The 17969-nt window shown below is 44.2% G+C and carries 12 protein-coding genes and 3 pseudogenes; 7 read left to right on the top strand and 8 right to left on the bottom strand.

All coding sequences use genetic code 11. The features are described from left to right. Positions 1-372 precede the first annotated feature (372 nt). The 4 genes and pseudogenes from PKHYL_RS14370 (at position 373) to PKHYL_RS14380 (ending at position 3267) form a co-directional block, all read left to right on the top strand. A complete protein-coding gene (locus PKHYL_RS14370) occupies positions 373-1188 on the top strand; it encodes an SDR family oxidoreductase (RefSeq protein ID WP_071002966.1) in 816 nt (271 codons plus the stop codon). After that, on the top strand, positions 1181-1771 hold the full coding sequence (locus PKHYL_RS17800) for an AGE family epimerase/isomerase (RefSeq protein WP_269778187.1): 591 nt from the start codon (positions 1181-1183) through the stop codon (positions 1769-1771). Before PKHYL_RS14370 ends, PKHYL_RS17800 begins: the two co-directional genes overlap by 8 nt. Continuing rightward, positions 1747-2463 carry an AGE family epimerase/isomerase gene (locus tag PKHYL_RS17805; RefSeq protein ID WP_269778188.1) on the top strand — a complete coding sequence of 239 codons (717 nt, stop codon included), beginning with the start codon at positions 1747-1749 and terminating at the stop codon, positions 2461-2463. Before PKHYL_RS17800 ends, PKHYL_RS17805 begins: the two co-directional genes overlap by 25 nt. Before the next feature lie 239 nt (positions 2464-2702). Further along, positions 2703-3267: pseudogene (locus tag PKHYL_RS14380) on the top strand (NUDIX hydrolase). Positions 3268-3335: 68 nt separating this feature from the next. Here PKHYL_RS14380 and PKHYL_RS14385 read toward each other — a convergent pair. Continuing rightward, a pseudogene (locus PKHYL_RS14385) lies at positions 3336-6416 on the bottom strand (insulinase family protein). Positions 6417-7230: 814 nt separating this feature from the next. On the opposite strand from PKHYL_RS14385, the gene PKHYL_RS14390 reads away from it, so the two are divergent. Continuing rightward, the gene (locus PKHYL_RS14390) at positions 7231-7692 is read left to right on the top strand and encodes a universal stress protein (protein ID WP_071002963.1); all 462 of its coding nucleotides are present in this window, start codon (positions 7231-7233) and stop codon (positions 7690-7692) included. 100 nt (positions 7693-7792) lie between these two features. Here PKHYL_RS14390 and PKHYL_RS14395 read toward each other — a convergent pair whose 3' ends face one another. Continuing rightward, positions 7793-8728, bottom strand: coding sequence for a LysR substrate-binding domain-containing protein (locus PKHYL_RS14395; protein ID WP_071002962.1), 936 nt, complete (start codon positions 8726-8728; stop codon positions 7793-7795). 222 nt (positions 8729-8950) lie between these two features. On the opposite strand from PKHYL_RS14395, the gene PKHYL_RS14400 reads away from it, so the two are divergent. Next, positions 8951-10075: a YeiH family protein gene (locus tag PKHYL_RS14400; protein WP_071002961.1), complete on the top strand. Its 1125-nt coding sequence runs from the start codon at positions 8951-8953 to the stop codon at positions 10073-10075. A 184-nt stretch (positions 10076-10259) separates the two neighbouring features. Here PKHYL_RS14400 and cspE read toward each other — a convergent pair whose 3' ends face one another. Next, positions 10260-10469, bottom strand: coding sequence for a transcription antiterminator/RNA stability regulator CspE (gene cspE / locus PKHYL_RS14405; protein WP_025644841.1), 210 nt, complete (start codon positions 10467-10469; stop codon positions 10260-10262). Between the two features lie 233 nt (positions 10470-10702). Beyond that, complete coding sequence (locus PKHYL_RS14410) at positions 10703-11128, bottom strand: YbaN family protein (protein ID WP_071002960.1); 426 nt, start codon at positions 11126-11128, stop codon at positions 10703-10705. Between the two features lie 827 nt (positions 11129-11955). Here PKHYL_RS14410 and PKHYL_RS14415 point away from each other — a divergent pair. After that, on the top strand, positions 11956-12852 hold the full coding sequence (locus PKHYL_RS14415; RefSeq protein WP_240365451.1) for an ABC transporter substrate-binding protein: 897 nt from the start codon (positions 11956-11958) through the stop codon (positions 12850-12852). A gap of 101 nt (positions 12853-12953) precedes the next feature. On the opposite strand, the gene PKHYL_RS14420 is transcribed toward PKHYL_RS14415, so the two are convergent. The 4 genes and pseudogenes from PKHYL_RS14420 to PKHYL_RS14435 form a co-directional block, all read right to left on the bottom strand. Next, entirely contained in the window at positions 12954-13571 is a 618-nt protein-coding gene (locus PKHYL_RS14420) for a hypothetical protein (RefSeq protein WP_240365452.1), read from the bottom strand. A gap of 8 nt (positions 13572-13579) precedes the next feature. Continuing rightward, a complete protein-coding gene (locus tag PKHYL_RS14425; protein ID WP_332835900.1) occupies positions 13580-13897 on the bottom strand; it encodes a hypothetical protein in 318 nt (105 codons plus the stop codon). A gap of 205 nt (positions 13898-14102) precedes the next feature. Next, complete coding sequence (locus tag PKHYL_RS14430; RefSeq protein ID WP_240365454.1) at positions 14103-14636, bottom strand: hypothetical protein; 534 nt, start codon at positions 14634-14636, stop codon at positions 14103-14105. A gap of 365 nt (positions 14637-15001) precedes the next feature. Continuing rightward, positions 15002-17936, bottom strand: a pseudogene (locus tag PKHYL_RS14435) (valine--tRNA ligase). Positions 17937-17969 lie beyond the last annotated feature (33 nt).

Raw genomic sequence — 17969 nt, forward strand, 5'->3', positions numbered from 1 at the left:
TATAGACTGAGCCTCTATCCAAGTGAGCCTTTCAACTAAATGTCTATTTTTTTGCCGCGTCTTTACACCTTTCTAAATCACTCAATATCTCATACCGTCTGTCTCAGACGGTGATCGTTTTATTAATTAAGATTTTCTCAATATCCTTTTGCCTGGTACTTATCAATGATAATAAATATCATAACTGCAGCTTTAAATTACCAAACATTAACCGAGTAATATTTCAAAAAATGCATTTGGGTATTATGATAACTGCTAGCAAGACTATGAGGCGGACATCCTAAAATAGCATTATAAAAATACTGACACCAACGTCATAGGATTGCTGTAATAACAATAAACAATACCTCAAAAGAACAAAGGATACAGATTATGACAGACCAAATCGACAACATGATGCCACCTGCTGAATATATCAATGATAACTATAAAGGCTCAGGAAAACTGGCTGATAAGCGCGTTTTAATCACTGGCGGAGACAGTGGTATCGGTCGCGCAGTGGCTTTTCATATGGCACGTGAAGGCGCCAAAGTTGCCATCCTTTATCACTCTGATGAAGAGAGCGCCAATGAGACGCGTAAAGGTATTGAAGCAGAAGGCACAGACGCGGTGGTACTGCAGGGTGATACAGCAAATAGTAGTAGTTGCAAAGAGGCAGTCGAAGCGGTCGTGGCACAATGGGGCGGCATTGATGTGCTAGTCAATAACGCTGGTATGCAAAAGCCGTATCATGATTTGTCTGAAGTCAGTGATAAAGACTGGCAACAGCATTTCGATGTCAATATGGCAGGAATGTTTTATGCAACCCGCGCCGCCCTTGAGCATATGAAAGAAGGTGATAGCATCATCAATACGACATCTGTTAATGCGTATGTCGGCAATGATGTATTGGTGCCGTACACCGCAACCAAAGGCGCTATCGTTGGCTACACCCGCGCGTTATCGCAACAACTACTTAGTCGCGGTATTCGCGTCAATCAGGTAGCACCAGGTCCTGTAGTGAGCGAGATTCAACTGGTATTTAAAGACTTTGATAAAGATATTTTAGAATCGATGTCCTCACCAATGGGGCGTATGGGTCAGCCACGCGAGATGGGCGCTGCCTATGTATTTCTTGCTTGCCAAGACAGTAGCTTTGTGACTGGGCAGACCTTACACATAAACGGAGGCATGATTACCAATGGCTGATATCATGGATTCTCCTGACTCTTCTGACCTGCTATCTGTCTGTTGGGCAGATAGCAGTAGTCATCGCCGCTGGTTGCTCGCTGAAGGACAACGTTTGCTCGAACATTATGCCAAAGCGCGCGTGCCATCAGGGTTTGCTACTTTGGGTCACGATGGCAACATGGTAGATGACACAGCAAAGAGCATCATCACTACGAGGATGGTGCATTGCTATGCGCTAGCGGCACTAATGGGTATACCAGGTGCAGCAACACTTGCTGACCATGGCCTAGATGCGTTGCTCGATGGTCCATTGCGCGACTCGGTACATGGCGGTTGGTTCAGTGATGCTTACTCAACTCATGAAAACCCATCACGCAAAAACGCCTATCTGCATGCGTTTGTCGCGCTTGCTGGCGCGTCTGCTAGCATTGCTGGTCGCCCGCGCGGTACAGAGTTGATGGAGGCTGCAATAACAATCATTGATCAGCATTTTTGGTTAGAAGATGAGCAATCAATGCTACCTTCTTTGCCGCTGATTGGGCTGATCCCGAAGATTATCGCGGCGCCAATTGCAACATGCATACGACCGAAGCCTGCTTAGCACTGACAGATGCCACCGGTGAAACGCGCTGGCTAGACCGCGCACTACACTTAGCCAAGCGTTTTGGTCATGATATTCCTGAGGCTTATGGTGGACGTTTGCCCGAGCATTTTGATAGTGGGTGGAATCTGTTGCCCGACTACGATGCGAATGAACCTTCTGATGACCTGCGTCCCTGGGGACTCACACCTGGTCACTTTGCAGAATGGGCAGGACTGCTGCTCAAGGTTGAGTCTGCTTGTATCGCGCATGATTATGACATACCTGATTGGCTGCTACCTGATGCCATCGCATTATTTGATAGCGCTATCGATCGTGGCTGGGCACCTGACGGTCAGCCCGGCATGGTTTATACCATTGGCTGGGATGATGAGATTTCAATACCAAACCGTCCTTACTGGGTACAGGCGGAAATGGCTAATACCGCACTGATGCTATCGCGCCGTACGGGTGATCCGCGCTTTGAGTATTACTACCGCTTAGCTTGGGATTATATTGCCAGTACTTTGATTGATCTTGAGCACGGCGGCTGGCGTCATGAGGTAGATGCAGATGGCAACTTAAGTACGGTCATATATCCGACGCGCGAAGATCTTTATCATGACTTTCAAGCCACATTGACGCCATTGATTCCTATCTCTGCGTCGGTAGCTGGTGGACTACGCACACAAATGCTCAAAATAAAAACCTAATTCCTATGTAGGATATACTCGATAATATAAGAACGCTTTGATGGCAATTAAAATGCGCTGTCAGAGCGTTTTCGTTGTAATCATAAAAATTAAATAAAATAACTTTTTCGTTAAAAGTAAAGGATATCCTCAAAAGTATTTGTCACTATCGCTGCTGTATACAAAAGCAAACATCAGAACGGCAAAAAAACTTTTTAAGATAAGTGGACATACAATATTTACTAATAAAGGTAGTTGGTATGAGCTATTGTCTCCAATGCGGTCATAAAGCAGAACGAAAAATCCCACCTACAGATAATATGCCGCGCTTGGTGTGCCCCAATTGTCACTATATCCACTACGAAAACCCAAAGGTTATCTGTGGTTCGCTAGTCGTACACGAAGACAGAGTCCTACTGTGCCGCCGAGCGATCGAGCCGCAATATGGGCTATGGACGATACCTGCAGGTTTTATGGAAAACGGCGAAACCATGGCTGAAGGCGCCGCACGCGAGAGCTACGAAGAAGCTGATGCCATCGTACTGAATCCGCATCTATACTGCATTTATGACCTACCAGATATTGGGCAGATCTACTCTATTTATCTCGCCGATCTAAAAAGATGGTGCGTACGGTATTGGCTCAGAAAGCCTTGATTGTGCGCTATTTAGTGAAGAAGATATTCCATGGGATACGCTCGCCTTTGAGGCCATTCGCCTTACCTTAAAAAACTATTTTTCTGATCGTAAGCAGTATAACGAGTTGTCAGAATTCCCGATCCATCAAGACAAAATCGGCAAAGATTTGAGTATCAAACGGTACTAAGCAAATACTACATACAAAAAAAGCCAAGCATGACGCTTGGCTTTTTCTTGGTGATAGATTTTGCTACCTTAGCTCTTTATTTTACAAACCTCAAAGCCCAGTCCTTTGACTGTCTCTTCTTTATTATAAGGCGCTAATACGGCACGCACATGCTTTTGACCTTGCAGATATTGCTTGGCAACACGCTGTAAATCATCAATGGTCACTGCCAAGATCGCAGCACGCATTTTGCGCTGCCAATCAGCACCGCGATGATGCAAGTTGGCGAAGCACGCTTTGATCGCCTCCCTGCAGGAGAGCCTGGCTTATCCATACCGGAGATAATACCTAAAATCGCCTCTTCTAATTGCTCATCGTTTTGTGGCTCGTTTAAGATCCACTCAATACTGGCCTCAAAATGCTCAAAGGTTTCAGCGCACTGCGGATCGCGGTAACTAAAGAACTTAAAGGCGCAAGCATTGGCGTCATAGCCAGCACCGCCGCCATAGGCACCGCCGCGTTCACGAATGGCGCTGTGCAGATAGCCATTACGTAGGTAAGGCGCTAACACCATGAGTGCGGCAGTATCAGGATGGTCAGCCGCTGGTACCGTATAAGCACTGGCATTATGATAAACGTTGGTTGGCACTAACCACGCTAAATCTGCAACATCGAGCACATTGTTTTTAACATCGTCGCCACTCTCTAATGCCTTGACTGAATTAGTCTCACCATTTAACGCAGTATCTAGATGCAGATTTGCAAATTCGCTAGGGATATTTGCTTCAGTATTGTCTGCTTTTTCAGCAGATGTGACTGCTTTGCTCTCTGTCCAGCTATCGACGATGAGGCCACTCAAGCGTTCCGTTTGCTCGGCTTCACAGATAATAACGGCATGCTTAGGTAAGCTGATCAAACGTTGATGCAAATCCATCAAACTCGTTGCCAATGTATCCCACTGAGTATCATCGCTACTGGCATGTCCCAAGAACGCTTTTAGTGCATTTAGTGCTGGTAAACCACTACGCACATATTCTAGCTGCGCTTGACGACTCATACCGCGACTGGCGGTTTGCATTGCATATGAGTGACCAGAACCTGCCAAATTGGATTGCCAGCTGGCTTGACGCTGCTGCAAGATTTCTTTGATGCGATCATGCTCAGTAAAGATGCTGTGTTCCATTACTTCTTTGAGCAAATCAATCGCTTCAGGTTTGCGGTTGAGCGCGCGCGTTGCCACGACAAAATAGCTGCTAATCGATTGACTATCATCCACGTGGGTACGCTGGCTGATACGCGCGGTCACACCCGAAGAATGCGCGGCTTGCTTGGCCTGCATCTCATGAGCACTCATCGAGTCAGTACCCAGCTCTGATAGTAGGCTTAAATAAATCGGTAGCAATGGATGATTGATCACCTCGTTCACAGGCAAACTGCTGGTGTCCTGATTGCCAATGGCTTCAGTGAGCGGTACGATCACCTGATAGTAATAGATACCATTGGTGCCCGCTTCATATTCAAATAGCGTACTATCTTGCCCGCTCAGACGCACCTGCTTTTGGGTGCCTTCTTTAAAGCTAATGTCTGTTGGTACGTCTTCTAGACCTACCTTTGGCAGTAAGCTCAAATCATCTGGCGCTGCTTGGCGTGCGGCCAGATCTAATGCTTGCTTGTGCAAGATGTCTTTGTCATCAGCGCTCAAGTCCATCGCGATGGTATCTAAACGCACTTGCTCTGCTGCAGCAAGGCGCGCTGATTTTTCGCTATCTGGCGTCATGGTCACGCGCACACGGTGCTGATTGTCCAGCAGATGCGTTTTGATTAAGTTCGGTAGCCACTGCGGATCGACCACTTGCTCGCGCAACCACTGTAGATGCTCATCCACTTCCCACACATCGATAGGGTTACCATCATGAATGGCAGTACTAAAGCCCTCTAACATCAGGTTTAGACCATAAGGAATGCTATCACCGCCGATATGGCGCTGATCAATTTCAATCTGATGCAGAATGGTTTCGATCGTTTCGTCATCAACTGGCGAGTTTGCCACCTCAGTCAGCAAGTCAATAATGCCTTGCTCGACCGCTTCGGCATGCTCTGGGTTAGAGCCGCGCAGTCCCGTATAAAAGACCATTTCATAATGGCTGTCATCCAGCCCTAATAGCGGACTTGGCGCTTTGCCCAGTGGATGGCTGTCCAAATAAGCACGTAGTGGCGAGCCTGAATGCTCAATCAGTACGCCTTCGAGCAAACGCAGCGCCAAACGCTGCTTAGGATCAGTGATCGACGGCAACAACCAAGCGACCACGTGATGGGTCTGATCTGGACCGGCTTCATCAGCAGTGTACGTGTCAACTGCACTAATAGGTGCAGACAAACGCTGCTCTGGACGCGATACGTGTTTTTTACCTGCTTCGAATTGAATCAAAGCATCTTCGTGTATTTTCGCTTGCGTCTCAGCAACAGGAATATTACCAAAACTCATGATGACACTATTCGATGGGTGATAGTGACTCTCATGAAAAGCTGTCAGCTCAGTATGCGTTAAGTCAGGGAATCTGAGCAGGATCGCCACCTGAATTGTAGTGATAAGTCGTCGTTGGGAATAGATGATGCGCAACCGTATGATAAAGCTGATCAATCTCGCCACTCATCGCGCCCTTCATCTCGTTAAAGACGATACCTTTAAACTGGGGCTTGTCGTTTTCGTCCAGCTCTACGCGGATGCCTTCTTGCGCAAAAATCGAGCGGGTGGATATTGGGAAAAACGACGCATCAAGGTACACAGCAAGCAAATTAAAATAGTCGTTTTTGTTTTGCGTGGCATACGGATACGCCGTCCAATCGGCTGCGGTCATCGCATTCATAAACGTGTTTAATGAGCGTTTGATCATTGAAAAGAATGGGTCACGTACTGGGAATTTCTTAGAGCCACACAATGCGACGTGCTCCAAAATATGCGCCTCGCCTTTTGAGTCCATCGGCTGAGTACGAAAACCTACTAAAAACGCATTTTCATCGCTTGGGTGCGCTAAATGATAGTGCATCGCGCCTGTCTTCACATGCTGACTGATCAGCACATCCATCGATAGCGCCTCAATATGGCGATGCTCAATCAGCTCAAATGCTGGATGCAACGTGAGATCAGCAGTAAATGGGGTATCAGTCATAGTTATCCTTATCGCTTACAATGCGTATCGTGTGCCCTGACTATCAGGGTAAATAGAGTGGTAAAAATTATTGAACTATCAGTCGTAAAAATGGCTATTAAAACATTTTGACTTACAATTTCTGAAAAAACTGAATGCTAAACCCAATACTGGCTTTTGAACTCAATTATGCAGGTATTTATAGTGACTATATTGGCTATATTGGCTAAAAAAGAATTGGCTTAGCGCTATTAGTGGGGTTTGGTCGTTGATAAGTCAAGTCAGCACATGGGCAATAATATATCGTGAAATGCTCGCCACTCTTTCAAACAGCCCAATATAATTCCAACAAAAGCCACATTCAAATGATGGTCATATCGCTTAACAGAGACCGTTTGCACTGTTATAGTCAATCAATATTAAAAGTGGTACAAGGCAGACGAGTGCAAGTACTACAGTAGTAGGCTAGCAGTCAACTCTGAGGTGACAGCTGCCATTTCTAACAGTAAAGGTATTGTTGACTACTGTCATGAAAAAGGTCGACTTACTCATCATTGGGCGTCATGAACGTCACGGTATCGCCGCTTGGTTAGTCGGGTGCAACAGCCGATAATATCTTGCCAAACATCCCTTGCAACAGCCTAGTCGTCAAGCTTGATGAGCCAGTATCAGAATAAGGGGGCCGGCTCATCATTCGAGTTAACCTGTTATTTGTTAGCATTGCACTCGGGTGTTGTTCCATATCAAAATCTATGTCACAAAGATAGACAAGCATTACTTAACAGCGCTCTATAGTAGTGCTATAGTAAATACTATCTGACATGAGGAAGACGTTATGAGTTACGAACATATTTTACTGGTCACCGACTTACTCTCTGATGCGGATATCGTCGCGCAAAAGGCCAAGCGCATCGTTGAAAACCGTCCCGGTTCTAAGTTGTCTGTGCTGCATATTGTCAAAGATACCATGGTGGGCTTCGGCTATGAGCTGGTACCTGCGTCAAGTCTTTATGATGAGATTGATGACGAACGCTGCCAAGAAGCACGGGCAAAACTGGCGCAATTCCTTGAACGCAACCAGCTCAATGCGGCAACGTCAGAAGTCACTACCGCTATCTCTAGCAGTGAAGGTATTGTCAGCTACTGTCATAAACACGACGTCGATCTGTTGGTCATCGGTCGCCATAAGCGCACTGGTATTGCCGCATGGATCAGTGGCGCGACAGCAGATAATATCTTGCCTAACGTACCTTGCGACAGCTTGGTCGTAAGACTCGACAAACCGGTTTCGACGTAGCAATTTGCTTTGGCTATATGGAATTATCAGTTAACAAAAAGCGCCCTATCATGATTAATACGGCGCTTTTTTACTCCCTCACATTTTGACATTATCTCAGTTAATCTTGTTGGATAATATCTATAAACGTCTGCCAAATGGGGCTTTGATGACGGGCTTTGTGCCAGACCAGCCACCATGTCCGCGATAGATCGATTCCTGCAACGCTTACTTGCACCAGCTCACCTGTTGCCAATTCTGTCTCAATCACATGCTGCGATAGGCAGCCAAGACCAATATCTGCACTCACCATATGTTTGATGGCTTCTGATTGGTGTATGGCCTTTACCACTTCTGCATTGGGTAGATACTTTAGCAACTGCTCATCGATAATCTGCCGTGTGCCCGACCCTGCCTCACGTACGAGTAGCGGCAACTGTGCTAGCTGATTAATAGTCAGCTGATAGCAGCCCTTATCTTGGCTATAGATAGCGACGTTCTTTAACCATTTACTATCACGTTTGGCAAATATCATCAGCGTATCCGTTCGCCATTCGCGCTGCTCAATGGCTTTCATGTCTATCGGACGCGGCATCCCTTCTACTAAAGCAATATCGATATTGAGCTGCTCAACCTCACTCACCACCTCCTGAGTATTGGCAATATACATATCGACATTGGCATCTGGTAGCGCCTCATATAACTTACCAAGCAATGATGGCAGCACGTAATTGCCAATCGTGGTACTCGCCCCGATATGTATCTGCCTCGCTTGATATTGGTGATAATGTTCAAGCGTGAGCGATTGACCCAAGATAGCCTGTGCCTGTATATAAATAGGATGGGCATTGGGATGCTGATTAAGCCTGCGACCGACGCGCTCAAACAATGGCATCTGTAATCTAGACTCAAGCTCTGTCAGCGCACTGCTGACCGCCGACTGTGATAAATGCATCTCTTCACTGGCACGGCTGGTGCTACCTGTCTGGTAAATACTGACAAAAACAGCGAGCTGCTTAAGTGTAATCTTTGGCAATGTCTGTACAGATTTTTTCATGTTATTGATGATGCCTTATGTCATTTTTTAGCCTGTCTTATTCGCTATACATGTCTTTTTTTGCTACTCATGCGCGGTATATCTATTTCTACCGTAAACACTAACCTAAAATATCGATAGTTTATATCTTATTAATCTGTTTTTATTATAAATATAGTCAGCTTATACTGTCTACTCATAAGCTTATGCTTATTTTAATATCAGTAATAGGATATGCCTCTTATGCATACACTAGCCAAATCAGTCAGTCGTTCAGTGAGTAACTACATTCCAAGCCAACGCCACTTGGCTGGTTTGGCTGTGGTACTGATCGGTAGTGCATTCTGTCTATGGTTAGATACGCGTTTGGATGCGTGGTCGAACGGACGTATCGTTGGCTTATCCTCTTTAACGCTCGCGATTTTGCTGGGTATGGTCTTGGGCAACACCGTCTATCCAAATTTTGCTGAACGCTTAGGTAGTGGAGTCGCTTTTGCAAAAGGTCAAATTTTACGACTTGCGATCATGTTTTATGGGTTCAAGCTGACCATGACGCAAGTGGCGAGCGTTGGTATGCCAGCGATTATGACCGATGCTCTCGTCCTGACGTCAACCTTTATACTGACCTATTGGATCGGCACCAGATGGCTAAAAGTCGATAAAGAAACCGTTATACTCATCGGCTCAGGCGCGAGTATCTGCGGGGCGGCGGCTGTCATTGCTGCAGAGCCAGTGGTCAAAGCTCAAGCACATAAAGTGACTATTGCTGTGGCGACGGTCGTGGTCTTTGGCACCATGTCCATGCTGCTCTATCCTTTTCTCTATCAGCTTGGTTGGTTGCAGCCTTGGCTTAGTGCCCAGCAGTACGGCATGTACACGGGCTCAACCGTACATGAAGTGGCGCAAGTCGTGGTCGCAGGCAATGCCATCAATACTGAGATTGGCGACACTGCTGTCGTGACCAAAATGATACGGGTGATGATGCTCGCACCTTTCTTACTTGTGCTCTCATTTGCGCTAACCAAAGATCGCTCCGTAGATAATGCCGCTATAGAACATGAAGGTAGTAAAAGCGAGACAGCATCATTTATGAGCCGCGTCAAGCAAGTCAAAGTGCCATGGTTTGCGTTTATTTTTATCGGTATCGTCTTATTACATACTTGGGTGCCAATGTCTGCAAGCATTGAGCGTAGTATGGTGAGACTAGATGACGTACTGCTTACGATGGCGATGTTTGCGCTAGGTCTAACCACGCATCTAAGCGCGATCAAGCAAGCTGGCGTCAAACCTCTGGTATTGGGTGCGGTGATGTTTGGCTGGTTGATATTGGGCGGTGGTCTGATCAATATCGGTATTAGCTTTATATAATAAGTCAATTGCTCATGCTTATTGACTTACCTCAGTACCAGTACAAAAATGCCTCTAACTATCCATATAGTCGGAGGCATTTTTATATCTGTCGTTTCATTTAATACCAAATCACAGACGAAAAAAAAAACGAACCCTAAGGTTCGCTTTTTTTATCTTTTATCTATCTGTCTATAAAGACAAATTAGATAGCAACGATGTTATGTGCTTGTGGGCCTTTTTGGCCTTGAGTTACAGTGAACTCAACTTCTTGGCCTTCAGCCAAAGTTTTGAAACCTGAGCCTGAGATTTCGCTGTAATGAGCGAAAACGTCTGCGCCGTTTTCTGGAGCGATGAAACCAAAACCTTTAGCTTCGTTGAACCACTTAACTGTACCTTTTTGAACGTCTGACATAGTCATAACCCTGATATTTAATTTATTTGTGGTCTAATAGACCGATAACGCTTGCAAATAGCTACTGAACGATAAATATTAAAACGAAGGATTATAACTAATACTACGAGGTAATGATTTGGTGCAGAACTGCTCTTAAGCTTGGATGTATTATAGGGGGAACATCCTAGTATCGCAAGCCTTATCTCAGGTTTTATGTAACTGGACTTAACTATTGCCCTATATTGGCGACTTTATTTGGCATTTGGCAGACGAAACAAATAGACGGCAACCCCGCTACAGACCAGTGCTACCAGCCATGCCGCCCATGTCATATCAGCGGGCAGACGATAAAACAACATGGCAGTCGATATCGCCATCATGATGGTCGCAAGCCACTTAGCATAGAGCGGTACTGCATGATTTTCTTCCCAATCACGGACGTATTTGCCGAAGTATTTGTGATTGATCAGCCAAAAATGAAAGCGCTTAGAGCTACGCGCCCAGCAGCCTGCTGCAAGTAGTATAAAAGGCGCAGTCGGCATCACAGGCAATAAAATACCGATAATCCCTAAGACAAAAAACACCCAGCCAAGCGTCACAAAGGTCCAGCGTATCATTGGACTTCTAGATTGGTTGGTCTTAGGCCTATGATAAAACGCTTTTTTATTATGGGTCATATAAGTGATGTCGATGGACGGTGCGGTGAATGATTTTGGTAGCCATCAAAAGTATTTACATAGCTACTTGTATGAATAACCAAGCATGCAATATCACCAAAAATTGTACAAGCCCATTTATACAAGCTTTTTGCTATCGATCAGTATCGTTGGTTAGTGATTGGGTAAGTACCAATGACAAATACTGCGCTCTTCTATTAACACGTCGATTGCAAGCGCTTATAAGATTGAAAGCGCTTATAAAAAGCCAACACAAATGTGAACTGTTATAAAGGGCGGTTAACGAGCGTCAGTCATCACCTTTCATTGTCATTCCTTGTACGCTTGCATCGCCGCTTACAAGTCGTCTATAGTAGAACCTCAATAAAATTGATGCAGCATAGGAAACGCGCTCGATTAAATGCTACTTTTCTTGCTTGCTGTGACTGCGTCTCCAGAGGCTGCGAAAAATAGCGTTTAATCTTGCTATACCATTTTTATAATGGTTTCACTATATGATGATGCAGTAGCTATCGATAATAGCCATTAGCAGTACTGATCAAAAATAATGCAGCACCACTTAACCTTGTCGGGGTGCTTTGCTTTTAACCTTGTAACGATTGTTAAAACCATCGCTGAGACACACCCGTGAACCTGAAGCAGTTAGCACTGACGTAGGAAACAAGCATGACAGACCCTAAGCAGTCTATAAATAAGAGAAATCTCTACCTGACGCGCTGATCTGATAGCGCCTTACATGTTGAGATTTTGCCTTTCTTGTTTTGCCTTTTTGTTTTGTTTAAACAGCATCAGTCTGATTGTTTTCTATCATTAATAAGGAAACAACCATGCAGCCGACCACCAAATTGACCCTTACCCTCGAATGGTTCTTAAACCCTGATCACCTACCTTTTATCGCGGGTATGACCACAGGCGCATATGAGCAGGCAGGGCTAGATATCACTATTATCGAGCCTGATGACCACTATGATGGCTTTGCTGAATTGCAAAACCAAAGTATCGATCTGCATGTGAATGAGCCGATTCATCTGTTTGAGCATTACGCGCCGAATCTGCGTGCGCTTGGCTGTTTTTTTGAGACCGATGGCGGCATATTGATGCAGCAGTCCAGTATGGATAAGCTCAAAAACAATCAACCGATTCGCATTTGCACCCCTGCTGCTGAAGAAAAAACCAATCGTATTGGCTTTGAGATATTAGCGCGCTATGCCAAAAAAAATGGCTTCACTATCAGCCGTGACAATGTGAGCTTTGTACAAAAAGACTTTTACCATATAAAAAACCTGCAAGAAGACCCAAGTCTCGATGGTGCATGGCTGTGCTTTTATAACTTTGAAGGGGTTGAGGCGACTCATGAAGGGCTAGACTTTACGTTTATCGATCAGCATCTGTCACCTTATCCGAACTTTTCGGCGTTAGAAATCCTCACAACTGATGAGATCTATAGCGCGAAAAAAGACGCGATAGATACTTTTATCCAAGTGACAAATCAGATGACAGAGCTGTGTAAAAATGAGCCTGAGTCTGCGCGCCGCATGTATTATGACTATAGTAAAACTGAGGCGGATACGCTGATGGATGCGATTATTGATAATACGTTAGGCAGATTGATTACACCGATCACACCTGATGCGAGTAAGTGGCAAGAGCTACGCGAGATGCTGGCCGAGATCGATATTGTGACGTTGACTGATGAGCAGTACCAGTCGCTGTGGGCATTGTAGATACTTTAGAGTTTAAGATATTTTAGTGATAAAAAACCGCCATAGTGTTTGGTGTGGCGGTTTTTGTTATCAGCTTAAATTTTCATATAGTTTTAATTATGTTAATCCTTAAATGACTCTTCTTGTATGTCTGGTATGTTCAAAATATATTTCATAATTATTTTGTGTCTACCTCTTCTTTCCTTGAGATTATTAACTCCCTCTTTAGCCCAAACCATATATTCATGATCATATACATCCAAACTGTCAAATTGGTTCAATATTTCACTAAATTTCGATATATCCAAGCTATCTAATTCACTATAATTAGCAAGAGCAATGAACAATGAGAACATATTAGCTTTGTTAAACCACATTGATTTATCATCTAACTCAAGTCTTAGATAGAACTCAGCTACTTTTTCAAATCTATTTACAATCTCATCTTTCATATTGAAGTCTTCCAAGTAAAGCAACAGGTATTCATCTACTTTATCATTTCTAGTATAAAAACCTGCTAAATATGTAGAGACAATATTCAAGGTGTACTGAAGATTAACTTTTCTAGAAATTTCTCTTATAGAAAATATTCTTTCATCAGTAAGTAATTTTTGTATGTTCTCACAGCTATTTGTTTTATCTCTAGCCCAGTTCAAAAAGCTTTCTGGTATATTAGGGTCAAGTTTGAAATCTTCATTATCTTTATCAGCTAAATTTACATCTATTTGATTACATAGCATTTGACACACTAGCATGAAATAAGATGCACCGTATTCAGAAGCTTTTTCTCTATACCAGTAAGAGAGTCTGAAGTTCTATTAATTCTTTGGAATATATCCAATAGTCTAGGGTCAGTATTTTTAATATCTAGCTCACATACTGGTATCTCATATTTGAAGAAATTAGCTTTTTCATCTTCGCTAAAATCTTTGAAATATCTACCATCTATATGATATTCGTTATTTACAAAAGAAACAATCGCATTAGACCTTTGTTGACCATCAACAATACAGGAGGTCGATATCATTCTTTCCACGTCAATCTCCCCCTTAGAAATAAATATCAATGGAAAGGGATAACCATCTAGAACTGTTTTAATTAACTCTTTTTATTAACCTCTCCAAACGAGATTTCTTTGAAAATAAGCATTAGTAATTAGGTTTCCATTTTTTATATCTCTAACAAGATTAATTAGCTGAACTGACCTGATTTGATAGGCTATCACGATTACTCCCTAATAAAATTATCTGTTTTCCAACTGTGCAAACCGTTTATTTGCTTTTGCTTAAAATTACTTTCCGACATATAGAAACAACAAGAAATACTTGAGAAAAGATCTCTATAATTGATTGATAAACTATCAAAAAACTAGTTAACTCACTTTTTAACTCAATATTAGGTAAGAAGTTATAATTAATCATACCTAACTTAATACCATACTGATACCTTTCTAAACACTCCTTACTCTGAAACAGATCTCTTCTAGAATAATTTCTAGTTTCAGTCAACACTTTATTAAAGATTCTACAATACATCTCATTGTTGATAATGGCTAAATCAAGATCTGACTCTCCTGGCTTATACGGTTGCCCGCTTTTTAAGCTAAACCCTATCTTTGCCGATCCACAAACTAAAATATCATTTATAGGAACATCAAACTCAAGACTAACCTTGTTAAGTATATCGTCAGCTTTAACTAAGTCATTAAAAGCAAATGTAGGGTGTACTATAAAAAATCTTCTAACTATGTCATCTAAATCCATATCGTTTTGAATGCATTCAGTCAGCTGCTCTTTGTATTGCATAAATAATCTTCTTGTTCAAATAAATATGTCGTGGTCAAGAGTATCTAAAGAAATTATAGCTTCAAAAACGATTTGTTAATAGAAAAAACATACTATTGTTTATCTTTGTAATCTCTGAGCCAGACCAGTTGATAATATCGCCTCATACATCGTATACCTACCTTTTATTTAGGTGGTATGAGAAGCATTAGATTGTCTTATCAAGTATAAAATAACAAATTTCTATAATTATGTTGTTTACTAGTGTAGCTTGTCATTCATCACAAATAAACTACTTCTTACCTATTCGTATCATATCTTCCAATCAAAAACGCCTCCATTACAGAGGCGTTTTTTATCATTAATAGATTATTACAACCGTTTCATTACAACGCCTTCAACTGCTCCATCTGCGCCGTCATCGCGGTCAACTGCCCCTCTAACTCAGCCAGTTTCGCCTTCTCGCTTTCGACCACTTGCGCTGGTGCTTTACTGACAAAGCCTTCATTGCTCAGCTTACGCGAGATACCTTCGGCTTGCTTTTGTAGCTTATCAAAAGATTTACCCAGACGTTTTAACTCAGCGGTTGGGTCAATCAGCCCTTTCATGGGTACAAGGACGCGTAGCTGGCCAACCATGCTCGATGACGACAGTGGCACTTCATTGCCTTCTTTGACGATATCCAAACTCTCAACTTTGGCAAGCGCTTTGAACTGGTTTTTGATACGTGATAGACGCGCTTCTTCATCGGCAGAGACGTTTTGTAAGAGTACTGGCAGACGTACGGCGTTACCCAGTTTCATCTCACCACGGATGTTACGGACGCTAGCAATCAGCTCTTGTAACCATGCCATATCCGCTTCGGTCTGCTCACTGATTTGGCTGGCTTCAGTTTGTGGATAGTCAGCGACCACGATGCTGTCGGTGTTTTTGCGACCCAGTAGCGGCGCGATGGTCTGCCAGATTTGCTCAGTCAGATACGGCATGATTGGATGGCTAAAGCGTAGCGCCGTCTCTAATACGTGCAGTAGTACATAGCGGATTTGCGCTTTACGCGCATCCGTCACCGAGTCATCATTTAGGCTGGCTTTGGCAAGCTCCACGTACCAATCACAGTACTCGTTCCAGATAAACTCATAGATATCTTGGCTGACCATATCGAGACGATACTGGGCGAAATGCTGATGAATGTCTTTGATACTAGAGTTCAGACGACTCATGATCCATTTTTCTGGTAGTTCCCATACGTCAGGGTTCGCCGTTTGGTCGATAGGCTTGGCATTGCTGTCACCATCGACACAGTTCATTAGGACAAAACGGCTGGCGTTCCAGATTTTATTACAGAAGTTACGATAGCCCTCAACGCGTTTCAGATCAAAGTTGATATCGCGACCGGTACTGGCTAATGAGGGTAAAGGTAAAGCGCAGCGCATCGGTACCGTAGGCTGGGATACCCTCTGGGAACTCTTTACGTGTTTGTTTTTCAATCTTAGCCGCGTCTTTTGGATTCATCATATTGCTGGTGCGTTTTTCGACCAGCGCTTCTAAATCGATACCGTCGATTAGATCGATCGGATCTAAGACGTTACCTTTTGATTTTGACATTTTTTGACCGTTGCCATCACGGACGAGACCATGCACATAGACGGTCTTAAACGGCACTTGCGGCGTGCCGTCTTCGTTTTTGACAAAATGCATGGTCAGCATAATCATGCGCGCGACCCAGAAGAAAATAATATCAAAGCCCGTGACCAAGACGCTAGTTGGGTGGAAAGTCTCCATCACGCGTGGATCGGCGTTGACGTCTGCCCAGTCAAGCGTACTGAACGTCCATAGACCCGAGCTGAACCACGTATCGAGCACGTCATCATCTTGGCGCAATACCACATCATCGCTTAGGTTGTATTTAGTGCGTACTTCCGCCTCATCACGCGCGACATACACCTCACCTGTCGCATCGTCATACCATGCAGGGATACGATGACCCCACCACAGCTGACGGCTGATACACCAGTCTTGCAGATCGGTCATCCATGCCATATACATGTTTTTGTACTGGGCAGGGACAAACTCGATGCTGCCGTCTTCTACCGCGTCAATCGCAGGCTTGGCAAGCTCTTTGACCGCGACATACCACTGATCGGTCAACCATGGCTCAACGATCGTACCGCCACGCTCAGCGCGCGGGGCTTTAAGTGCGTAGTCCTCAATGTCTTCTAGCCAGCCCTGATCGCCTGCTTGCTCAACAAGGAACTTACGCGCGGCAAAACGCTCAAGTCCGGCGTACTCGCTAGGCGTAGTCTCTAGCTCTGGCTCACGTGTCTGCAAATCAGGATAGACTTCCATCGCTGGCAAAATGTTGGCGCGCTCATCGAGAATATTGATGAGTGGCAAGCTATGACGACGACCCAATTCATAATCGTTAAAGTCATGCGCTGGGGTAATTTTGACACAGCCTGTACCGAAGTCGCTCTCGACATAGTCATCAGCGACGATAGGCACGACGCGACCCGTGATTGGTAAAGTAATGGTTTTGCCGACCAAGTGTGCATAACGCTCATCGCTCGGATTGACGGCAACAGCAGTATCACCAAGGAGTGTCTCAGGACGGGTGGTGGCGACAACCAGATAGTTTTTGCCATCTTGAGTGGTTAGGTCTTTATCGGTGAAATGGTAGCGAAAATGCCACAAGCTGCCTTTTTCATCGTGGTTTTCGACTTCAAGATCTGACAGCGCAGTTTGGAATTTTGGATCCCAGTTGACCAAACGCTTACCACGATAGATAAGACCATCGTCAAACAGGCGTACGAATACTTCTTTTACCGCGTTAGACAGACCATCATCCATGGTAAAGCGCTCACGCGACCAGTCAACCGAGCTACCCAAACGACGAATTTGGCTAGTGATACTGCCGCCCGACTCTTCTTTCCATTCCCACACTTTATCGATGAAATCTTCACGTGTCATATCACGGCGGCGGATGCCTTGCGCCTCCAAGCGACGCTCAACGACCATTTGGGTTGCAATACCGGCATGATCCGTACCTGGTTGCCACAGCGTGTTGTCGCCATTCATACGGTGATAACGTGTGAGCGCATCCATGATTGCATTGTTAAACCCATGACCCATATGCAGCGAGCCCGTGACATTTGGCGGTGGCAGCGCGATAGAGAACGACTCATCTTTATCAAATGTTGGGGCAAAATAGCCGCTTTCTTCCCAACCTTGATACATACCTGCCTCGACTTGTGCAGGGTTATAGGCGTTTTCTAATTGATTGAGTGCCGCTTGAATAGAGGCAGTTAGGTTGTGGTTACTCATAATGGCATTATCTTTTATTGATTGAATGTGATC

The sequence above is a fragment of the Psychrobacter sp. KH172YL61 genome (genome assembly GCF_007182895.1).
In the GTDB taxonomy this organism is placed as follows: domain Bacteria; phylum Pseudomonadota; class Gammaproteobacteria; order Pseudomonadales; family Moraxellaceae; genus Psychrobacter; species Psychrobacter pacificensis.

Coding starts and splice junctions, on each gene's coding strand:
- cspE (WP_025644841.1), bottom strand. CDS start 10,469: ATGTCAGACGTTCAAAAAGGTACAGTTAAGTGGTTCAACGAAGCTAAA.
- PKHYL_RS14400 (WP_071002961.1), top strand. CDS start 8,951: ATGCATACACTAGCCAAATCAGTCAGTCGTTCAGTGAGTAACTACATT.
- PKHYL_RS14390 (WP_071002963.1), top strand. CDS start 7,231: ATGAGTTACGAACATATTTTACTGGTCACCGACTTACTCTCTGATGCG.
- PKHYL_RS14420 (WP_240365452.1), bottom strand. CDS start 13,571: ATGCTATGTAATCAAATAGATGTAAATTTAGCTGATAAAGATAATGAA.
- PKHYL_RS17800 (WP_269778187.1), top strand. CDS start 1,181: ATGGCTGATATCATGGATTCTCCTGACTCTTCTGACCTGCTATCTGTC.
- PKHYL_RS14410 (WP_071002960.1), bottom strand. CDS start 11,128: ATGACCCATAATAAAAAAGCGTTTTATCATAGGCCTAAGACCAACCAA.
- PKHYL_RS14415 (WP_240365451.1), top strand. CDS start 11,956: ATGCAGCCGACCACCAAATTGACCCTTACCCTCGAATGGTTCTTAAAC.
- PKHYL_RS17805 (WP_269778188.1), top strand. CDS start 1,747: ATGCATACGACCGAAGCCTGCTTAGCACTGACAGATGCCACCGGTGAA.
- PKHYL_RS14430 (WP_240365454.1), bottom strand. CDS start 14,636: ATGCAATACAAAGAGCAGCTGACTGAATGCATTCAAAACGATATGGAT.
- PKHYL_RS14395 (WP_071002962.1), bottom strand. CDS start 8,728: ATGAAAAAATCTGTACAGACATTGCCAAAGATTACACTTAAGCAGCTC.
- PKHYL_RS14370 (WP_071002966.1), top strand. CDS start 373: ATGACAGACCAAATCGACAACATGATGCCACCTGCTGAATATATCAAT.